This is a genomic window from Flavobacterium rakeshii, assembly GCF_009741375.1.
In the GTDB taxonomy this organism is placed as follows: domain Bacteria; phylum Bacteroidota; class Bacteroidia; order Flavobacteriales; family Flavobacteriaceae; genus Flavobacterium; species Flavobacterium rakeshii.
The window spans coordinates 20,138-37,396 of sequence record NZ_WOWP01000022.1; the positions used below are offsets into that span (position 1 = coordinate 20,138).

Annotated in this window: 14 protein-coding genes; 3 read left to right on the plus strand and 11 right to left on the minus strand. The window is 37.5% G+C overall.

From position 1 onward, the window contains the following. The first annotated feature begins 43 nt into the window (after positions 1-43). From GN157_RS07255 to GN157_RS07265, 3 genes are all read left to right on the plus strand, one after another. Complete coding sequence (locus GN157_RS07255) at positions 44-2,281, plus strand: TonB-dependent receptor (RefSeq protein WP_157482543.1); 2,238 nt, start codon at positions 44-46, stop codon at positions 2,279-2,281. A gap of 38 nt (positions 2,282-2,319) precedes the next feature. Next, a complete protein-coding gene (locus tag GN157_RS07260; RefSeq protein ID WP_157482545.1) occupies positions 2,320-2,673 on the plus strand; it encodes a heavy-metal-associated domain-containing protein in 354 nt (117 codons plus the stop codon). Between the two features lie 170 nt (positions 2,674-2,843). After that, on the plus strand, positions 2,844-4,142 hold the full coding sequence (locus GN157_RS07265; RefSeq protein ID WP_157482547.1) for a hypothetical protein: 1,299 nt from the start codon (positions 2,844-2,846) through the stop codon (positions 4,140-4,142). Positions 4,143-4,168: 26 nt separating this feature from the next. Here GN157_RS07265 and GN157_RS07270 read toward each other — a convergent pair whose 3' ends face one another. The 11 genes from GN157_RS07270 to GN157_RS07320 all read right to left on the minus strand — a co-directional run bounded on the left by GN157_RS07270 (position 4,169) and on the right by GN157_RS07320 (position 17,178). Beyond that, the gene (locus GN157_RS07270; RefSeq protein WP_157482549.1) at positions 4,169-6,523 is read right to left on the minus strand and encodes a hypothetical protein; all 2,355 of its coding nucleotides are present in this window, start codon (positions 6,521-6,523) and stop codon (positions 4,169-4,171) included. A 51-nt stretch (positions 6,524-6,574) separates the two neighbouring features. Then, positions 6,575-8,953 (minus strand): hypothetical protein, encoded by a 2,379-nt coding sequence (locus GN157_RS07275; RefSeq protein WP_157482551.1) that lies wholly within the window; start codon positions 8,951-8,953, stop codon positions 6,575-6,577. A gap of 120 nt (positions 8,954-9,073) precedes the next feature. Next, positions 9,074-10,708 (minus strand): chaperonin GroEL, encoded by a 1,635-nt coding sequence (gene groL, locus GN157_RS07280; protein ID WP_157482553.1) that lies wholly within the window; start codon positions 10,706-10,708, stop codon positions 9,074-9,076. 43 nt (positions 10,709-10,751) lie between these two features. Further along, positions 10,752-11,027 carry a co-chaperone GroES gene (locus GN157_RS07285; protein ID WP_035135923.1) on the minus strand — a complete coding sequence of 92 codons (276 nt, stop codon included), beginning with the start codon at positions 11,025-11,027 and terminating at the stop codon, positions 10,752-10,754. Positions 11,028-11,173: 146 nt separating this feature from the next. Further along, entirely contained in the window at positions 11,174-11,530 is a 357-nt protein-coding gene (gene secG, locus GN157_RS07290) for a preprotein translocase subunit SecG (protein ID WP_157482554.1), read from the minus strand. Further along, positions 11,523-12,551 (minus strand): tetratricopeptide repeat protein, encoded by a 1,029-nt coding sequence (locus GN157_RS07295; protein ID WP_157482556.1) that lies wholly within the window; start codon positions 12,549-12,551, stop codon positions 11,523-11,525. Before GN157_RS07295 ends, secG begins: the two co-directional genes overlap by 8 nt. A gap of 32 nt (positions 12,552-12,583) precedes the next feature. Continuing rightward, positions 12,584-13,087, minus strand: a complete 504-nt coding sequence (locus tag GN157_RS07300; protein WP_157482558.1) for an LptE family protein — start codon at positions 13,085-13,087, stop codon at positions 12,584-12,586. Positions 13,088-13,102: 15 nt separating this feature from the next. Beyond that, on the minus strand, positions 13,103-14,395 hold the full coding sequence (locus GN157_RS07305) for a sigma-54 interaction domain-containing protein (RefSeq protein WP_157482560.1): 1,293 nt from the start codon (positions 14,393-14,395) through the stop codon (positions 13,103-13,105). A 15-nt stretch (positions 14,396-14,410) separates the two neighbouring features. Then, on the minus strand, positions 14,411-14,941 hold the full coding sequence (locus GN157_RS07310; protein ID WP_157482562.1) for a YcxB family protein: 531 nt from the start codon (positions 14,939-14,941) through the stop codon (positions 14,411-14,413). Positions 14,942-14,943: 2 nt separating this feature from the next. After that, a complete protein-coding gene (gene miaB / locus GN157_RS07315) occupies positions 14,944-16,395 on the minus strand; it encodes a tRNA (N6-isopentenyl adenosine(37)-C2)-methylthiotransferase MiaB (RefSeq protein ID WP_157482564.1) in 1,452 nt (483 codons plus the stop codon). 78 nt (positions 16,396-16,473) lie between these two features. Then, on the minus strand, positions 16,474-17,178 hold the full coding sequence (locus tag GN157_RS07320) for a hypothetical protein (RefSeq protein WP_157482566.1): 705 nt from the start codon (positions 17,176-17,178) through the stop codon (positions 16,474-16,476). Positions 17,179-17,259: the final 81 nt, after the last annotated feature.

The following is a 17,259-nucleotide window of genomic DNA, read 5'->3' on the forward strand; positions in this document are numbered from 1 at the left end:
CCCTGTAATGGGGAATACTACTCGTTAACATTAAAATATTTTTATGCGTAATATATTATTTTACACGGCTTTGCTGTGCACCTTTATGGTACAGGCACAGGATAAGCTAAGCGGTAAGGTGCTGGATGAAAACAGCCAGCCGCTACCGGGAGCCAGCCTTTACTGGCTTAATACAAACGTTAGCGCTTCTACAGATGCTGACGGTACTTTTGAGATCCCTTACAAAACGGAATACAAAAAATTATTGGTAAGCTATATTGGTTATATTACAGATACGCTTACTGTAGAATCTCCTGATTTTATAAGCCATTCGCTTAAACCTTCTCAAGGTAGTAAGCTTGATAATGTGGTGATAGATAAAACAAGGAAGAGCCTAAAGCGCACTAGTGCATCGGCAGCTAATGTTGTTACTATGAGTTCCGGTGAGTTACTTAAAGCGGCTTGTTGTAATATAGCCGAGAGTTTTGAGACCAATCCTTCTATCGATGTAAACTTCTCTGATGCACTTACAGGAAACAGGCAAATTAAAATGCTAGGGCTTACCAGTCCGTACCTTTTAATTTCTGAAGAGAATATTCCTTCGGTTCGTGGTGCCTCACAGGCGTATGGTTTATCATTCATACCGGGTACATGGGTAGAGAGTATCCAGATAACCAAAGGGGCGGGGCCTGTTATTAACGGTTATGAGAGCATATCAGGACAGATAAACTACGAGCTGTTAAAACCAGCTATGGATATTCCGTTCTTTTTAAATGCATACGGTTCGCAGGGTGGTCGTTTTGAGCTGAATACCCATTTTAATAAAAAGCTGAATGACCATTGGAGCAGCAGCCTGTTTTTACACGGTAATACTAGGGTGACCAAAAACGATATGAACGATGATGGGTTTTTAGATAATCCGCTGGCAAAGCAAATCAATGTAATGAACCGCTGGCAGTACAATAACCCTGAAACAGGATGGATTAGTTTTATCAACCTTCGTTATATGAGGGATGAGAAACAAACCGGTGAGGTTGACTTTGATCCTGACACCGATAAGTTTACTACTAATCACTGGGGTGCCGAGATCAATACCGATAAACTGGACATATCTACCAAACTGGGGTATGTTTTCCCCGATATGCCTTACCAAAGCATTGGGTGGCAAACATCTTTCAACTGGCATAACCAGGACTCTTACTTTGGGTTTAACCAGTATGATATAGACCAAAAGAGTTTTTACTCTAATTTGATATTCAGTTCTATTTTAAGCAATACCCTTAATAAGTTCTCTACAGGTCTTAATGTAACTTACGACAACTATGGCGAATTTGTAAATACTATAGATCACAGTCGTATTGATAATAGTGTAGGTGCTTTTTTTGAGTATACTTACGATAATACTCGTAACTTTAGTATAGTTGCCGGTGGTAGATTTGATTACCACAATCGTTTAGGGGCTTTTTTAACGCCAAGAATGCACTTAAAATACAATCCGTGGGATAAGGCAACGGTAAGAGCATCATTTGGACGCGGGAAAAGAGCAGCTAATATTTTTGCCGAAAACCAATCGCTGTTTGGTAGCTCTAGGGTAATGAGTATTCTTAACTCAGGGGGTAAGGTATATGGGCTGGATCCTGAAATTGCATGGAACTACGGTTTGAGCTTTGTACAGGGATTCCCACTGTTTAACAGGAATGCCGAGTTTGTGGTCGATTTTTACAGAACCGATTTCCAAAATCAGGCAGTAGTCGATTTATATGCCAGTCCGCAACAGGTGTTGTTCTATAATCTGGACGGTAAGTCGTATGCTAACAGCCTACAGGTAGAGCTGAACTATGAAATTACCCGTCATTTTAATATCCGTACAGCATACAAGTACTACGATATTCAAACCGACTACCTTTCGGGTACACAGGATAAACCGTTACAGGCAAAACACCGTTTCTTTACCAACTTAGCTTATGAAACCCATATTGCCGAAGGCGGTAAACAATGGAAGTTTGACTTTACTTATAACTGGATGGGTAAACAACGCCTGCCATATACAGGTAGTAATCCTGTTGAATACCAAATGGGAGATTATGCTCCGGCCTTCTCGTTAATGAATGCTCAGGTTACAAGAACCTTCTCCAGCGTGTTTGAAGTATATGTAGGAGGGGAGAATATTGGTAACTACAGGCAAAATAAGGCTATTGTTGGAGCAGATGATCCTTTTGGCCAGTATTTTGATACATCTATTGTATATGCTCCGGTTTTTGGACAGATGTACTATGCCGGACTAAGGTTTAAAATCAAATAATAAAAAAAGTATATATTTAACATTCAAAAAATTAAATCATGAAAAACATATTATTAGTAGTGTTGGTAACTCTATTCGGATTAACAGCACAGGCACAGGATAAAGACGTTAAAAAAAGTAAGAACGCTAAATATGAGGTTGCTGTAAACGGTAACTGTGATATGTGTAAAAAGCGTATTGAAAAAGCGGCTTTCAGTGTGAAAGGTGTTAAGTCGGCCGAATGGCATGCAGACCATCAGGATCTTCACCTTATACTGGATGAAAACAAAGCCAGTGTTGATGATGTTTGTAAGGCTGTAGCCAAAGCAGGGCACGATACCGAAGTGGTAAAAGCAACCGAGGAAGATTTTAATAAACTGCATACCTGCTGTATGTATGACCGTATGGAATAGATAAACCTATTAAAAAGTAAATCCCGAATTCAATTCGGGATTTTTTTTGCCCTATTGTTATTAAAACAGCTTATTTATTTGCTTTTTTATAGTTAAAGCAATGGGTTTGATTGTACCCTACAGGCGGAATTATTAAATTGCATGTACTTACTATTAACCATAATCACCTTATGAAAAACCTAAAGTATGCGCTGGCCTTTTTAGGGCTCTCGGCAACATTTTTAACTGAAAGCACACAGGCACAGGAATTTTTTAAAGACCGGAAACTCTACCTTAATGAAGACGGAAGTAACTACGTGAAATTTACCTTTATGACCCAAGCCTGGCTTAGGAGCATGGATTATAATCCGGGTACTACCATAAACGGGGTTGAAAAAAGTAGCGGTACCGATATAGGTATACGCCGTTATAGGGTACAAATGTACGGGCAGCTAACCGACAGGGTTTTTGCATACAGTCAGTTTGGAGAAAATAATTTCAATACTATATCCGACAGGAAACTGGGCTTTTTTGTACACGATGCTTATGGTGAATATGCTGTAGATAAAACCAAGCTTTCCATAGGTATAGGTTTATCAGGCTGGAGTGGGTTGTCACGCTTCTCGTCGCCTTCCGTTGGTTCCATTTTGGGGATAGATGCACCGTTGTTTTTACAAACCACTAATGATGTGAACGACCAGTTTTTAAGGAAGCTTTCGGTTTTTGTAAAAGGTAAGCTGGGTAAGCTGGATTACCGCCTGCAAATGGCCGATCCGCTGGAGGTTAAAAACTCACCCGCAGTAGTGAATGAAACTACTTTCTCTACCGATCCGTCTGAAATGCAGTGGAACGGTTATTTTCAATACCAGTTTTTGGATCAGGAGTCTAACATGACGCCTTACTTAACCGGAACATATCAGGGTAAAAAGAGGGTGTTTAATATAGGGGCAGGCTTTATTTATCAAAAGGATGCCATGTGGATGCTTAACAATACAGGAGATGTGGAGAAAAGCGATATGGTGCACTTTGCTGCCGATGTGTTTTATGATGCTCCTGTAGGTACAGGCGGGCAGGCTGTAAGCTTTTATGGTAATGTAACCAGTTATGACTTTGGAAAAAACTATATTCGTAATGGCGGAGCAATGAATCCGGCTAACGGAAATGATAACCCAATAATACTAAACGGTGGAGGAAACAGTTTCCCTATGTATGGTACAGGTACTGTAATTTATGCCCAGGCAGGGTATAAGTTTAAGGATAACCTTATAGGGCAAACCACCTTAATGCCTTATGTGTCATTACAGCATGCCGATTATGACAGACTTAATGATGCAATGAATTTTTTTGATGCCGGAGTTAACTGGCTATTGGACGGGAATGTATCTAAGTTTACCGTTGCTTATCAAAATAGGCCTATTTATAATTTAGGAGGAGAGAAAACCGGAAGTAAGGGGGCTATTATAGCCCAGTATCAGGTTTTGTTCAATTAATAAAAGCGGGTTATAAACCCGCTTTTTTATTGTAAATTAATAGTGATGACCTGAGAAATAATTTTGCCTTCGGGTGAAAGTCCTTCAATAATTAATTTAGCTTCTCCTTTATATGCCTGCGGAATACTAAAGCTAAATTTTCCATTTTCATCGCTTATTGTTGTAGGTATCCAGTGAATCAGTCCGTAATTATTAAAACCGCTACCATGGTAACCATTTACATATGTAGTGTTTGTGAAAGGTTTTATTTTTTCAAATCCGTTTTCTAAAACATAATTAAATACGGGCTTGTCTTTGAGCGCACTGAAAGCCTTTCTTTTACGGTATATTTTTATTATCCCTATTCTGTTTTGCACTGTTGGCACCGACATGTGTTTGTTGATGTAAAACTCATCTATTTCACTGGTTAATATGTCTCTTAAAATATCCAGTTTTACCAGGTGGTAATCATCCAGAAATACATCGGGTGAGTTTTTTAGTCCTTTTACAAATGTATTTTTCAAACGTCCGTAAACAGCAACGGCACTATCGGGTCTGTTTCTCACCTCAAAGCCTTCATATCTAATAAGGTCAAGAACTGTAGGGAAGCCTGTACTTTCGGCTTCAGTAATTTTTCTGCCTCTTAGCTGTCCGTTACCAAATGCTACTGCATGTGTAAGTTTCTCTCTTTTATCTTCAATAACAACATCTTCAAGTCTAATAGCGTCTTCTTGTATGTTTGGGAAATCAGTAAATGGTTCGTTAATTATATCATTTATGCATCTCTTTTCATTAGGGGTAAATGGATGGTTGTACTGTGGTGTGTTGTTAAGGGTTCTTAAGTAAATTTTCGGAGTTATATTTTTGTCGTTTTCCAGTAGCTCAAAATCAAGTTTACAGGAGTCGGCTAATATGAGATTGTCAAAATAAAACTCGTTATTGTTTACAACTTCAGCTTCTTCGTCGATAATGGTACCGAATGAAGTAACTTTAATCGAATATTTTTTTCCGCGCTTTAGCTTTTGATTAATAACTCCTTTTATTTTTAGTCCCATGTCAAAAGTGTAGTTTTCTTTTGGTGGATTTTTTTTCATAGTTTCCCAAACATATTTGCTGTTGCTGCAAATTAGGTATAGATCGAGGTTTTTATTAGGTTCTTTACTATTATTAAAATAATCTGAAATATTTATATCAGGATGGTTTTTAATATAAGGGGTTAGTAAAAATTCATTAAAGATATTATTGTTGTTTAGAGCTATGGATTTTGAAGGCAGTACAGTAATGCTTAAATTAGTGTTAGCTGTAGTTTGGGCTGTAAATAGTATGTTGCCATTTTCCTGTTTGGTTTCAGTAATATTTATGGTGATATTATTATCAAAATCTTTATATATAAGCCTTTGTGCTACTTCATTTAAATCACTATCTATTATCCGTATTGTATTTAGTCCGTCAAATAAATAATTATCAGCAATTAGCATTTCCTGATCTGTAACGTTATCAGTGAACTTAGTTTCCAGTAAAAAGGCATTATCGTCTTTATGTATTAGTATATAAAAGGGTTTGTTTTCTATATCAGGGTAAGTATCTTTATTTGTTTTTAATTCAAGCAACGAGGCATCACCGCTTGTTTTGTTAGTGAACTTAAGGGTAATCCCTTTTTTTTGTGCTTTGGGTAGGGCTGTTTTATAGGTTTTATTAAGAAAAGTTACTTTTAATGAGTCTGTTGTGGTTTCTTCAACTGCATAATATTCAAACTTTCCGTAACCATTGTTGTCAAGAGGTATGGTTTGAATTATTTCATTATTGCTGTAAAGATTAACTTCGGTAACAGGTAAGGGCTGATTTTTGCATCCCTTAACCGATACTACCAACGTATTGGTTTTGTTTTTAAGAAATGTTCCTCCTTCAGGGTATGTTGTTATTTCAACCCCTGCATCGTTTGTTGTGCTTTGCCCCGGAGCGTTTGGGTTAATTACTTCAATTTTATATATGGCAGACTGGTCTTCACTAAAGTTATTCATCCAGTTAGTATAAAACTGTAAATAGTAACTACCCGAAGCCATATTAGAAGGGAGCTCAAAATTTCCTTCAAAACTTCCCATGCTGCCATATAGTAGCTTAGAGTTTAAAGTTTTGTTTTCAGCATTTTTTAGTACTGCAAAGATGTTTGTAGTAGTGAAAAAGGGAGTGTTTTTTTTACTATAGTATACATATCCTTTAAACCATATGCTCTCATTAGTAATAAAGGTGTTTTTGCTAAAATGTACATGTATGCTTTCTCTTTCAAGAGAATAGTAATTTTTAACTATTGATGAGATTTCCTGTATTTTGTTTTCCTGTCCGTAAAGGGTGGATGATGTTAGAATACAGAAGACTAATATGGTTGCAAGGTGTTTTTTCATGGCGACTGTAAGTTATAAAAAAAAGGTATCAAAATATGATACCTTTCTTTTTTATAAGTTTACTGTTTTTATTTCTGAAATCATTTTTCCGTCAGGGCCTATGCCTTCTATTAGTATTTTAACACTGCCCGAATAAAGTTTAGGTACACTAAAGCTAAACTCTCCTTTGTCATCTGTAATTATGGTTGGGTGCCAGTCTATCAGTCCGAAGTTTTGGAATCCTATATCATCATAAGTTGAAAGGTATTCAGAGTTTTTGAATTCGCTGTTTTCCTCAAATCCTTTTTTTATAAGAAAGGAGGCTTCAGGTTTTTTACTTTTTGATTTAAACCCTCCTCCCGGTTTTAGGTAAATTTTGATTATCCCCATTTTATTATCAACTCCGGGAACTGCAATATGCTGATTGATATATAGCTCTTCAACTTCTGAGGTCTGAATGCCATCAAGAACATCAAAGCTCATTAATAGCCAGGTGTTCATATAAACCATTGGTGTTGTTGGTTGTCCTTGAAAAGTATTTACGGTTCTTCCGGTAATATTAATATCGCCCATTGGGGTTTTGGTTACATCAAAACCATGGTATCTTATAAAATCCAGCAGGTAGAAAAAGCTAATAGCATCATCTTCGCTAATTTTGTAGCCTCTTAGTAAGCCGTTACCGGAACCTCTGGCGTATTTTAGTTTCTTTTTAGCATCTCCGTCAATAGTTATGTTTTCAAGCATAACGCTTTTTGAGGCATATTTAGGTAGGGCAATTTCCGAATCTGCACTTGTAGTGTAGTTTATACACGAAACCTTAACAGGTTTATACGGTTTGTTAAATGGTCTTATATTATTTGATACCGTAGGTGTTAATTTTAAAATTTCGGGTTTTTGTCCCGGCTTCATCAAAGAGAAACTTACATTACAGGAATCGGGGATAATTATGTTGTTGAGGTAAAATTCATTGTTATTTATTACATAAGTTCTTTCGTCCAGTAAGCCTTTAATAGATGAAATTTGAACGTAGTATCCTTTTAATGACTTTTTTTTGTTTATAATACCTTTTAGCGAAAGGCCTATGTCAAACGTATAATTTTGTTTTGGAGGATTACTCTTTATATTGTTCCAGTTGTATTTACTGGTTTGGCTCATAAGGAATAAATCGAGCTCATATTTACTTGTTCTGGATAAGTCACTTAAATACTGTTTTGCGGTGGTTTTTACCTGCCCATCAATGTATGGAGAAATAAGGAAGTCTCCATAAATATCTTCTTTCTCTGAAATACTTATTGTGTTTGCCGGTATAACAGACACACTAAGGCTCATCATGTTTCCGTTGTTTATCTTTCCTTTAAACTCTACGGTTCCGTTGTCGTCAAATGTTTTTTTAATATCGGCATTTACGATATTTTTAGGATGTATGTAAAATAATCGTTGCCCTATTTCTTGAAGGTTGTTATCAAGAATACGTAGTGTGTTTACTCCTTCAAAAAGGTCTTTGTTTTGAAGAAGGATAGTTTGCTCAAGTTGGTTATCGTTAAATGAGAAATCAATAATAGATGTTCTGTTGTCCTTATTTATGGCTATAAAGTATGTTTTACCTTTAATGTCACTATAAGTAAAGGAATTGGTTTTAAGTTTAATAATGGTTTTATCTGCCATTACATGGCTGTTTATATCTATTGCAATTCCTTTAGCCTGAACAGGGGGTAGGGGCTGGCTATATATTTTTCCGTTTAGCTCTATTTGTAAGGTGTAGCCTATAGTAGTATTTGCTGATATATCAAATTTACCATAACCTAATTTATTTAAAGGGATTTCTTTTATCTCTTCTTTTTTATCGTTTAATACTTTTGCCCTGTCAATATTGAGAGGAGTATTGTCGCATCCGGTTATATGTACTCCTATGGTATTTGTACAGTCGCTAATAAAATTACCTTCGGGTTTTAGTGTTATGTTTACTTCTGCTTCTGCATTTTCAGTAAGGTATGAAGGTATACCTGTTTCTTCATTTATAACGGTAATATCGTACACGGCAGACTCATCTTCGGTAAAGTTATTCATCCAGTTAGTGTAAAACTGAATATAGTATTTACCTGATTTTAAACTGCTGTCAAGTTTAAAATTTCCGGTAAAGTCACCCAGATTGCCGTAAAGTAACTTTGTTTCTAAAATAGTTCCGTTTTCATCAATAAGATTTGCAAAAATATTTACGCAGGAGAAAAAAGGGATATTGTATTTTCTGTGAAATACATAACCTTTAAACCAAACGCTTTCGCCTGTTAAAAAAACATTTTTGTCAAAATGCGCATGGATGTTTTCGCGCTCAAGGAGGAAGTAGTCTTCAAACTTCTTTGCAATCTCTTCTTTTTTGGATTGTTGTGCAAAACAGGCTAATCCGTTTGCAAGTGCAATACATAAGAGTAATACTTTAACTTTCTTTTTCATGTAGGTGTGATTGTTATTTTGCAATTATTTTTTGGTTTTGCTAAAGTATGTTTTTTTCAACTATTTTAAAAAAGAAAAGGAGCCCTAGGGCTCCTTTGTATATTGTTGTGATGCTTATTATTACATCATTCCGGGCATTCCGCCACCCATTGGCATTCCGCCACCGGCAGCACCTTCTTCTTTAATATCGATTAAAGCACACTCAGTAGTAAGTATCATACCTGCAACCGAAGCAGCATTTTCAAGCGCTACACGAGTTACTTTTTTAGGGTCAATAACACCTGCACCAAGCATGTCTACATACTCGTCTGTTTTAGCATTGTAACCAAAGTCACCAGTACCTTCGGCAACTTTTGCAACTACTACAGATCCTTCAAGACCGGCATTTTCAACAATTGTTCTAAGCGGAGCCTCAACAGCACGCGAAACAATTTGGATACCTGTAGCCTCATCAGCATTATCAGCATCAATGTTAGCAAGTACAGCTTTAGCTCTAAGTAAAGCTACACCACCACCGGCTACGATACCTTCTTCAACAGCAGCTCTTGTTGCGTGTAAAGCATCATCAACTCTGTCTTTTTTCTCTTTCATTTCCACTTCACTTGCAGCACCAACATAAAGCACAGCAACACCACCTGCTAACTTAGCAAGACGCTCCTGTAGTTTCTCTCTGTCGTAATCTGAAGTGGTCGACTCCATTTGTGCTTTGATTTGGTTAACTCGGTTTTTGATGTTTTCTGCATCACCGGCACCATTTACAACTGTAGTGTTGTCTTTATCTATAGTTACTTTTTCACAAGTTCCAAGCATGTCAAGTGTTGCATTTTCAAGAGTATAACCTCTTTCTTCAGCAATCACAGTACCTCCTGTAAGGATAGCGATATCTTCAAGAAGCGCTTTTCTTCTGTCACCAAAGCCAGGAGCTTTAACAGCAGCAATTTTAAGTGCACCTCTTAATTTGTTTACTACTAGTGTAGCAAGAGCTTCACCATCTACATCTTCAGCAATGATAAGAAGTGGTTTTCCAGACTGAGCTACCGGCTCAAGTACAGGAAGAAGATCTTTCATTGAAGATACTTTTTTGTCATATAGTAAAATGTAAGGGTTATCCAGTTCCGCTTCCATTTTTTCTGAATTGGTAACAAAGTAAGCCGATAGGTAACCTCTGTCAAACTGCATACCTTCAACTACATCAACATAAGTATCAGTACCTTTAGCTTCCTCAACAGTAATAACACCTTCTTTACCTACTTTACCAAAAGCAGTAGCGATAAGCTCACCTATAGATTCGTCGTTGTTTGCAGAGATAGAAGCAACCTGTTTGATTTTATCTGTAGTACTTCCTACCTCTTTAGTTTGTTGAGAAAGGTTTGTTACAATAGCCTCAACCGCTTTGTCAATACCTCTTTTAAGGTCCATTGGGTTAGCGCCCGCAGCTACGTTTTTAAGTCCTTCCTTAACGATAGCCTGTGCTAAAACAGTTGCTGTTGTAGTACCGTCACCTGCAAGGTCGTTAGTTTTAGAAGCAACTTCTTTCACCATTTGAGCACCCATGTTTTCAAGTGCGTCTTCAAGTTCAACTTCTTTAGCTACAGATACACCGTCTTTAGTTACGGTTGGTCCGCCAAATGATTTGCTTATAATTACGTTACGTCCTTTAGGGCCTAATGTTACTTTTACAGCATTAGCTAACGCATCAACACCACGCTTTAAACCGTCGCGTGCCTCTATATCAAATTTTATCTCTTTTGCCATGTTGTATTCTGGTTATATGTTTTTAAAAAATATTAAACTCTTATTAGATTACTGCAAAAATCTCTTCTTCTTTCATTATAAGGTAATCTTTACCTTCAAATTTAAGTTCAGTTCCTGCATATTTACCGTATAAAACAGTATCACCAACCTTAACTGTCATGTCATGGTCTTTAGTTCCGTTACCTACGGCTACTACAATACCTTTTTGTGGTTTTTCTTTAGCAGTGTCAGGGATAAAAATACCTGAAGCAGTTTGAGTTTCTGCGGCTACGGGCTCAATCAGAACTCGATCTGAAAGTGGTTTAATGTTTAAAGCCATATGAATTACTATTTATGTTTATTGTTTTTAAAATTAACTGTTTTGAATTTTTCAGAAATTGTGCCAATCCATAAAACTGTCAGGTTTATGGCAAAAAAAAAGCCAGCACTGACAGGCTGGCATTTTTTTTATATTGTATGTTGAAACTATTCCTGAGTTGCTTCCTCTGTTGTAGCAGCAGGAGTTTCAGTAGCGGTCGGCGCAGCTTCTTCAGTAGCAGCCGGAGCCGTTGTAGTTGGAACAGCACTCTCGTCAATAATACTATTTGTAGTTCCGTTAGAGAAACTTAAAGTAGATAATAAAATTAAAGCGATTAGAACAGTGGCAAGAGTCCAGGTACTTTTATCAAGAAAGTCTGTTGTCTTTTGAACACCACCCATCATTTGAGTTCCTCCGAATGAAGAAGATAATCCTCCTCCTTTAGGGTTTTGTACCATAACTACTAAAACCAAAAGGAAACTTACTACTACAATTAGTACCAGAAAAATTGAAAAGTCAACCATTGTTATTTATATTATTATTTTGTTGTAAGATCTTTATATCCGCTATGCGGTCTGCAAAGAAAACACTTTTTTCCGGATATTTCAAAATTAAAATTTCATAAGCTTGAATTGCCTTCTGATATTTTTTTTGTTCCAGGTATACTCTTGCAAGTGTTTCAGTCATAGGCAGCGAGCTGTCACTGCTACTTCTTTCTATGCTTGCCACGGGTTGCGTGGCATTTTTGGTAGGAACTATTTTAGGGTTTGATTCTATAAACTTGTCAATAAGTTCCAGTTTTTTATCTAAAGAAGTTGGAGCCGAACCTTCTGTTTCTTCCTTTTCAGGTTCTTCAGTTAGGGTGTTTTCGTTTTCAACTGTGTTTTCCGGTTCTAAAATTGTTGTTTCTTCCGGTTCGGTTTCGCGGTTTATAGGTGTGAGTTTTGAAAGCTGTAGCCATTCCTGAAATGAATGTTGTTCGGCTTTTTCGAACTCCAGTGGTTTGCCTATTTCCAGTTTTTTTTCGGTTTCATCCTGTTGAGGTTCCTCCGTCTGTTCCTCCTTTTCTTCATCAGGGGTAAAAACGGGTGAAGTTACTATGGCAGGGATATCGTGAATTTCCTCTTCCTTCCTTTTGTTTTCTTCTGCCTCTTTTATGGTTTGTTCTATAGAACGCTCCAACCTGTTAGCAGGAGGAGTAGGAGTCTCTGTTTCCTCCGTTTCTGTTTGCAGGGTTTCTGTATCTTTAACAGTGATTTCTTCAATAGCTTTTTCTTTCTCCTCTAAAAAATCCTTTTGAATGCTCTGGAAATTCTCTGAAGTAATAAAGTCAAAAAGTACCGAACGGTCGTTAGTGTGCGACGCTGTTTTTTTAAGCTCCATATTATAACGAAAGCTATCCTGATTGTATAGGCCTTTTAAGTGTATGGCACGCGCACTTTGCAGGTACGGAAATTCGTATAATACGCTTTCCAGATCCATGGTGTGCTTGTCTGTAACACTGTAGGGTTTATTAAGCAGGTATGTAAAATCTTTCGTATTCAAATGTATTTATTTTAAGGGAGCTTTTTATTTAATTACCATTTTGCCAGCGACTCGTTAAAAACGTCCTGTGTTATTCTTTCAAAAATTTCGTCTAAAGCAGCCGTAAGTACCGATCCTGTAGGTAGCGAATCACCGCTAAAGTCATAGTAAAAACTAAATGGTTTTTCAAAATCGTCATCTTCGTTTTTCTTATTGGTAAACCTTACGTTTACCGTAATACTTAACCTGTTTTGTGCAGCACGCTGATCGGCAGTAGCTGTCATTGGTGAAATACGGTATTGTGTAATCTCGCCTTCGTAAACCAAATCACCTCCTGAATTGGTTATACTTAAGTTAGTTTGATTCTGTATAAGTTCCTGTAGTCTTATTGTGAACTGACGTTCAATACCCGGTTCTATAATCTCGGCATTGTTCTGGAAAAAATTTACCTGAAAAGTTTCGGCATCAATTTTACCTGTTCCGGTAAAGTTATATACGCCACAACTATTTACCGTAGCGGCTAAAACTAAAACAAGTATGTATTTTATATATTTCATTATCCTTTTTAATAATTAAAGGTCGTATTGCTTGATTTTTCTGTATAATGTTCTTTCAGATATTCCTAACTCATCGGCAGCAGCCTTACGTTTTCCTTTGTTGCGTTCCAGTGCCTTTTTTATAAGCTCAACTTCTTTTTCATCTAAGCGGAGTGTTTCTTCTTCTTCAACGGTCTCTGCAAAAAGGTAATGGTCATCGTCATCATCGTCGTCGTCATGATGACTTATTACCGTTTCGGTCGTATGATTTATGTTTTGTGAAGGCATGACCTCTGTACGGATTCTTTCTTCAAAATTATGGCTATTCTCCTCTGCTGGGCTATTACCGTAAATTCTCTGGATAAGTCCTTTGTTAGACTCCTGTACTTTACTGGTGTTACCGTTTTGCATTAATTCCATGGTAAGCTTTTTAAGGTCGTTTAAATCGCTTTTCATGTCAAACAGTACTTTGTACAGTATTTCTCTTTCGTTGCTAAAGTCGCCTTCTGTTTTTTTCTCACTAACTACGGCAGGTAGGTTAGTACCTATGTCCGGTAGGTATGAACGCAGTGAGGAAAGCGAAATATTACGATTGGTTTCCAGTACTGATATCTGTTCTGCAATATTGCGTAGCTGCCTGATGTTTCCGCTCCAGCGATAGCGCAACAATAACTGTACCGCATCGTCATCCAGCTTAATAGGAGGCATTTTGTATTTGTGTGCAAAATCAGAAGAAAACTTCCTGAATAGCAGGTGGATATCTTCTTTTCGTTCGCGCAGGGGAGGGAGTAAAATCTCTACCGTACTTAAACGATAGTAAAGGTCTTCCCTAAATTTTCCTTTCTCAATAGCTTCAAACATATTTACGTTTGTTGCTGCCACGATACGCACATTGGTTTTTTGTACCTGAGACGAACCTACTTTTATAAACTCTCCGTTTTCAAGAACACGAAGCAGTCTTACCTGTGTGGTTAAAGGCAATTCACCAACTTCGTCAAGAAAAATAGTACCGCCGTCGGCAACTTCAAAATACCCTTCGCGGGTAGAGGTGGCTCCGGTAAAGGCTCCTTTTTCGTGACCGAAAAGCTCACTGTCTATAGTTCCTTCTGGTATCGCACCACAGTTAACAGCAATGTACTTGCCGTGTTTTCTGTGAGAGAGTGCGTGTATTATTTTAGGGATACTTTCCTTACCTACACCGCTTTCTCCTGTAACCAGTACCGAAATATCGGTAGGGGCTACCTGTATCGCTTTTTCCAAAGCACGGTTAAGTTTAGGGTCGTTCCCTATAATCTCAAATCGTTGTTTTATGGCTTGTATGTTTTCCATAGGCATTGTCACGTTTTATTTTATGAGTGACACTTTGATTTTTGATTGAACAGAATTGAATATGTTTTTCATTTCTGTTTGTTGTAATAAATCAATTTGTGACTTATCTAGTATTACAGCTTGGTTTTTACTTATGTATATAAAAAACCATTTTTTTGTTTCTTTTATTTTGTACAGGTCTTCCCATTTGTATGTGGTGCTAAAATCATCACCCTCGCTTTTATATGAGCTATGGGTAAAGGTGTAGCTAACATTAGTGTAAAACCTGGCATTTTTTTCAAAAGCCTTTTTTGAAGCCTTTTTTATGCTTCTCCAAAGTAATAAGGGTATGGCGATTATTGCTACTGCATATACAAAAATATTGTAACTGGTGTTTTCTGTTTCCCTATAGGCATTAAACGGATTTACAAATGTTATAATTGCACTTAATGCTAAAGTGCCATATATTATAAGTAATATCGGACTTCTTCCAATTACTAAATTATATAGACCTGCCTTTGCAAGGTCGTCTTGCTTTAAGGTTTGGGTTATAGTTATGTCCGTCATGCTTAATTCATGATGTCGCTGTAACCTACTGCATCACCAATAAGGGTTGCCGAAGTACAATTGCTGATTTTTACATTTACAAAGTCGCCCGGTTTGTAGTTGCCCTCTTTAGGGAATACTACCGTGGTGTTTTGTGAATTACGTCCGCTCCAGTGTTCGTTAGAACGCTTTGATTCTTTTTCAATAAGTACTTCAACTGTTTGTCCTACAAAACGCTGGGTTCTTTCAAAAGCCATTTTTTGCTGTAGGTTGATAATCTCTGTTAGTCTACGGTTTTTTACCTCGGCAGGAATATCATCTTCCAGTTTTCTGGCTGCCAGTGTTCCCGGACGCTCAGAGTAGGCAAACATAAACCCGAAGTCATATTTACAATGCTCCATAAGGCTTAATGTATCCTGATGATCTTCTTCGGTCTCGGTTGGGAAACCGGCAATCATATCCTGAGAAAGTGATATTTCAGGGATAATACGGTAAATGTTATCCACAAGCTCCATGTATTCTTCACGGGTGTGCTGGCGGTTCATTGCCTCAAGTACACGTGTGCTACCACTTTGTACCGGTAGGTGAATGTACTTACATATATTATGGTGTTTAGCCATTACCTCAATTACCTCAAGGTGCATATCCTGAGGGTTTGAAGTACTGAAACGAAAACGCATTTTAGGGAACTGTATAGCAACCATGTCCAGTAATTGGGCAAAATCTACAGCTGTTGCCTTTTGCATTTCGCTGGCTTTTTCAAAATCTTTTTTAAGTCCGCCGCCATACCACAGGTAGCTGTCTACGTTTTGGCCAAGTAGTGTTACTTCCTTAAAGCCTTTTTCCCATAGTGCAGCAATCTCTTCGGTAATACTTTGCGGGTCACGGCTTCTTTCGCGTCCGCGCGTAAACGGTACCACACAAAATGTACACATGTTATCACAACCGCGGGTAATAGAAACAAATGCAGTTACCCCGTTGCTGTTAAGGCGTACAGGAGCAATGTCTCCATAGGTTTCCTCTTTAGAAAGGATTACGTTAATGGCATCACGCCCTTCCTCAACCTCTTTTAAAAGGTTAGGCAGGTCTTTGTAGGCATCGGGGCCTACTACCATATCAACGATTTTCTCTTCCTCCAGGAACTTACTTTTTAAGCGTTCGGCCATACAGCCTAAAACGCCCACTTTCATTCCCGGGTTTATTTTTTTTATAGCGTTGTACTGATCCAGTCTTTTACGTACAGTTTGTTCTGCCTTATCGCGTATGGAGCAGGTATTAACCAATACCAAATCGGCCTCCTCAAGGTTTTGGGTGGTGTTATATCCTTCATTTGCAAGGATGGATGCAACAATCTCGCTGTCAGAAAAGTTCATCTGGCAACCGTAGCTTTCTATAAAAAGCTTTTTGCTGTTTCCGTCTTTTTGCTCTAAAACAAGACTTTCTCCCTGTTTGTTCTCTTCTATAATCTTTTCCATGATTCGCTACTGTAGTGCTTTTTTGAATTCGCAAAGATACTATTTAATTTGTAAAATATGACATATTGACATATTCTCTCAGGTTAAATTCGCTGCGTTGAATAAACGCTTTACTCCCGCAACAGATCGTAGTATAAAAGTAAAGCCTAAAACCACTAATAAAGCTCCGGCAGATAAGGATGAAGAAGCAAGTAACCCCGCAAGTATGAACGAGCAGCCTGAGGCTATCATCCTATTTCTGTAATCGTAAAGTTCTACTTTATCTTTTTCAAAATACAATAGGGCAAGCGATATGATTCCCGATGCTCCTATAAAGAAAACAATGTCCTGATGCGGGTTTTGTTGTTGTATTATGGATAAGGCTACTATTGCGACGGATAGGAGTAAGCCTAAAAATACGGTAGGCTTATCAATTCCGGCTTTTGGAACCCATCGGAATGATTCGGTATAAAAACTCAGGTTGAAATTTTCATATTCCTCTTCAGTCATGAAACGCCCAGTTAAACATTTCCTTTTTAAGGTGTCCAGGTATTTGAACGGAAAGCGATCCCTGAAATCCATATACAGACCCAGATATACTTTTTCGTTTTTTGGGATTTTTATTACAGATTTGTAAAAATCAAGTTTAATAATCACTTCTTCAATATCAGAATCTATATTTAAGGTGAGTTCCTCACCGTGCATAATTTTGGTGATTAACTGCTTTTTATTATCATAAATTTTAATTTTTCTGATGTGTCCCCAATTATAGGGTAGTAACAGCTTTATATTTATCTCTCTCATGGTACAGTTGGAATTATATGTAAAACCCTAAATTTAATAAACTTAGGGTGGAATGGCAATGTGTATTCCGGTTTTTTATTT

Coding starts and splice junctions, on each gene's coding strand:
- GN157_RS07265 (WP_157482547.1), top strand. CDS start 2,844: ATGAAAAACCTAAAGTATGCGCTGGCCTTTTTAGGGCTCTCGGCAACA.
- GN157_RS07255 (WP_157482543.1), top strand. CDS start 44: ATGCGTAATATATTATTTTACACGGCTTTGCTGTGCACCTTTATGGTA.
- GN157_RS07270 (WP_157482549.1), bottom strand. CDS start 6,523: ATGAAAAAACACCTTGCAACCATATTAGTCTTCTGTATTCTAACATCA.
- secG (WP_157482554.1), bottom strand. CDS start 11,530: ATGGTTGACTTTTCAATTTTTCTGGTACTAATTGTAGTAGTAAGTTTC.
- GN157_RS07310 (WP_157482562.1), bottom strand. CDS start 14,941: ATGACGGACATAACTATAACCCAAACCTTAAAGCAAGACGACCTTGCA.
- groL (WP_157482553.1), bottom strand. CDS start 10,708: ATGGCAAAAGAGATAAAATTTGATATAGAGGCACGCGACGGTTTAAAG.
- GN157_RS07275 (WP_157482551.1), bottom strand. CDS start 8,953: ATGAAAAAGAAAGTTAAAGTATTACTCTTATGTATTGCACTTGCAAAC.
- GN157_RS07285 (WP_035135923.1), bottom strand. CDS start 11,027: ATGGCTTTAAACATTAAACCACTTTCAGATCGAGTTCTGATTGAGCCC.
- GN157_RS07300 (WP_157482558.1), bottom strand. CDS start 13,087: ATGAAATATATAAAATACATACTTGTTTTAGTTTTAGCCGCTACGGTA.
- GN157_RS07305 (WP_157482560.1), bottom strand. CDS start 14,395: ATGGAAAACATACAAGCCATAAAACAACGATTTGAGATTATAGGGAAC.
- GN157_RS07320 (WP_157482566.1), bottom strand. CDS start 17,178: ATGAGAGAGATAAATATAAAGCTGTTACTACCCTATAATTGGGGACAC.
- miaB (WP_157482564.1), bottom strand. CDS start 16,395: ATGGAAAAGATTATAGAAGAGAACAAACAGGGAGAAAGTCTTGTTTTA.
- GN157_RS07260 (WP_157482545.1), top strand. CDS start 2,320: ATGAAAAACATATTATTAGTAGTGTTGGTAACTCTATTCGGATTAACA.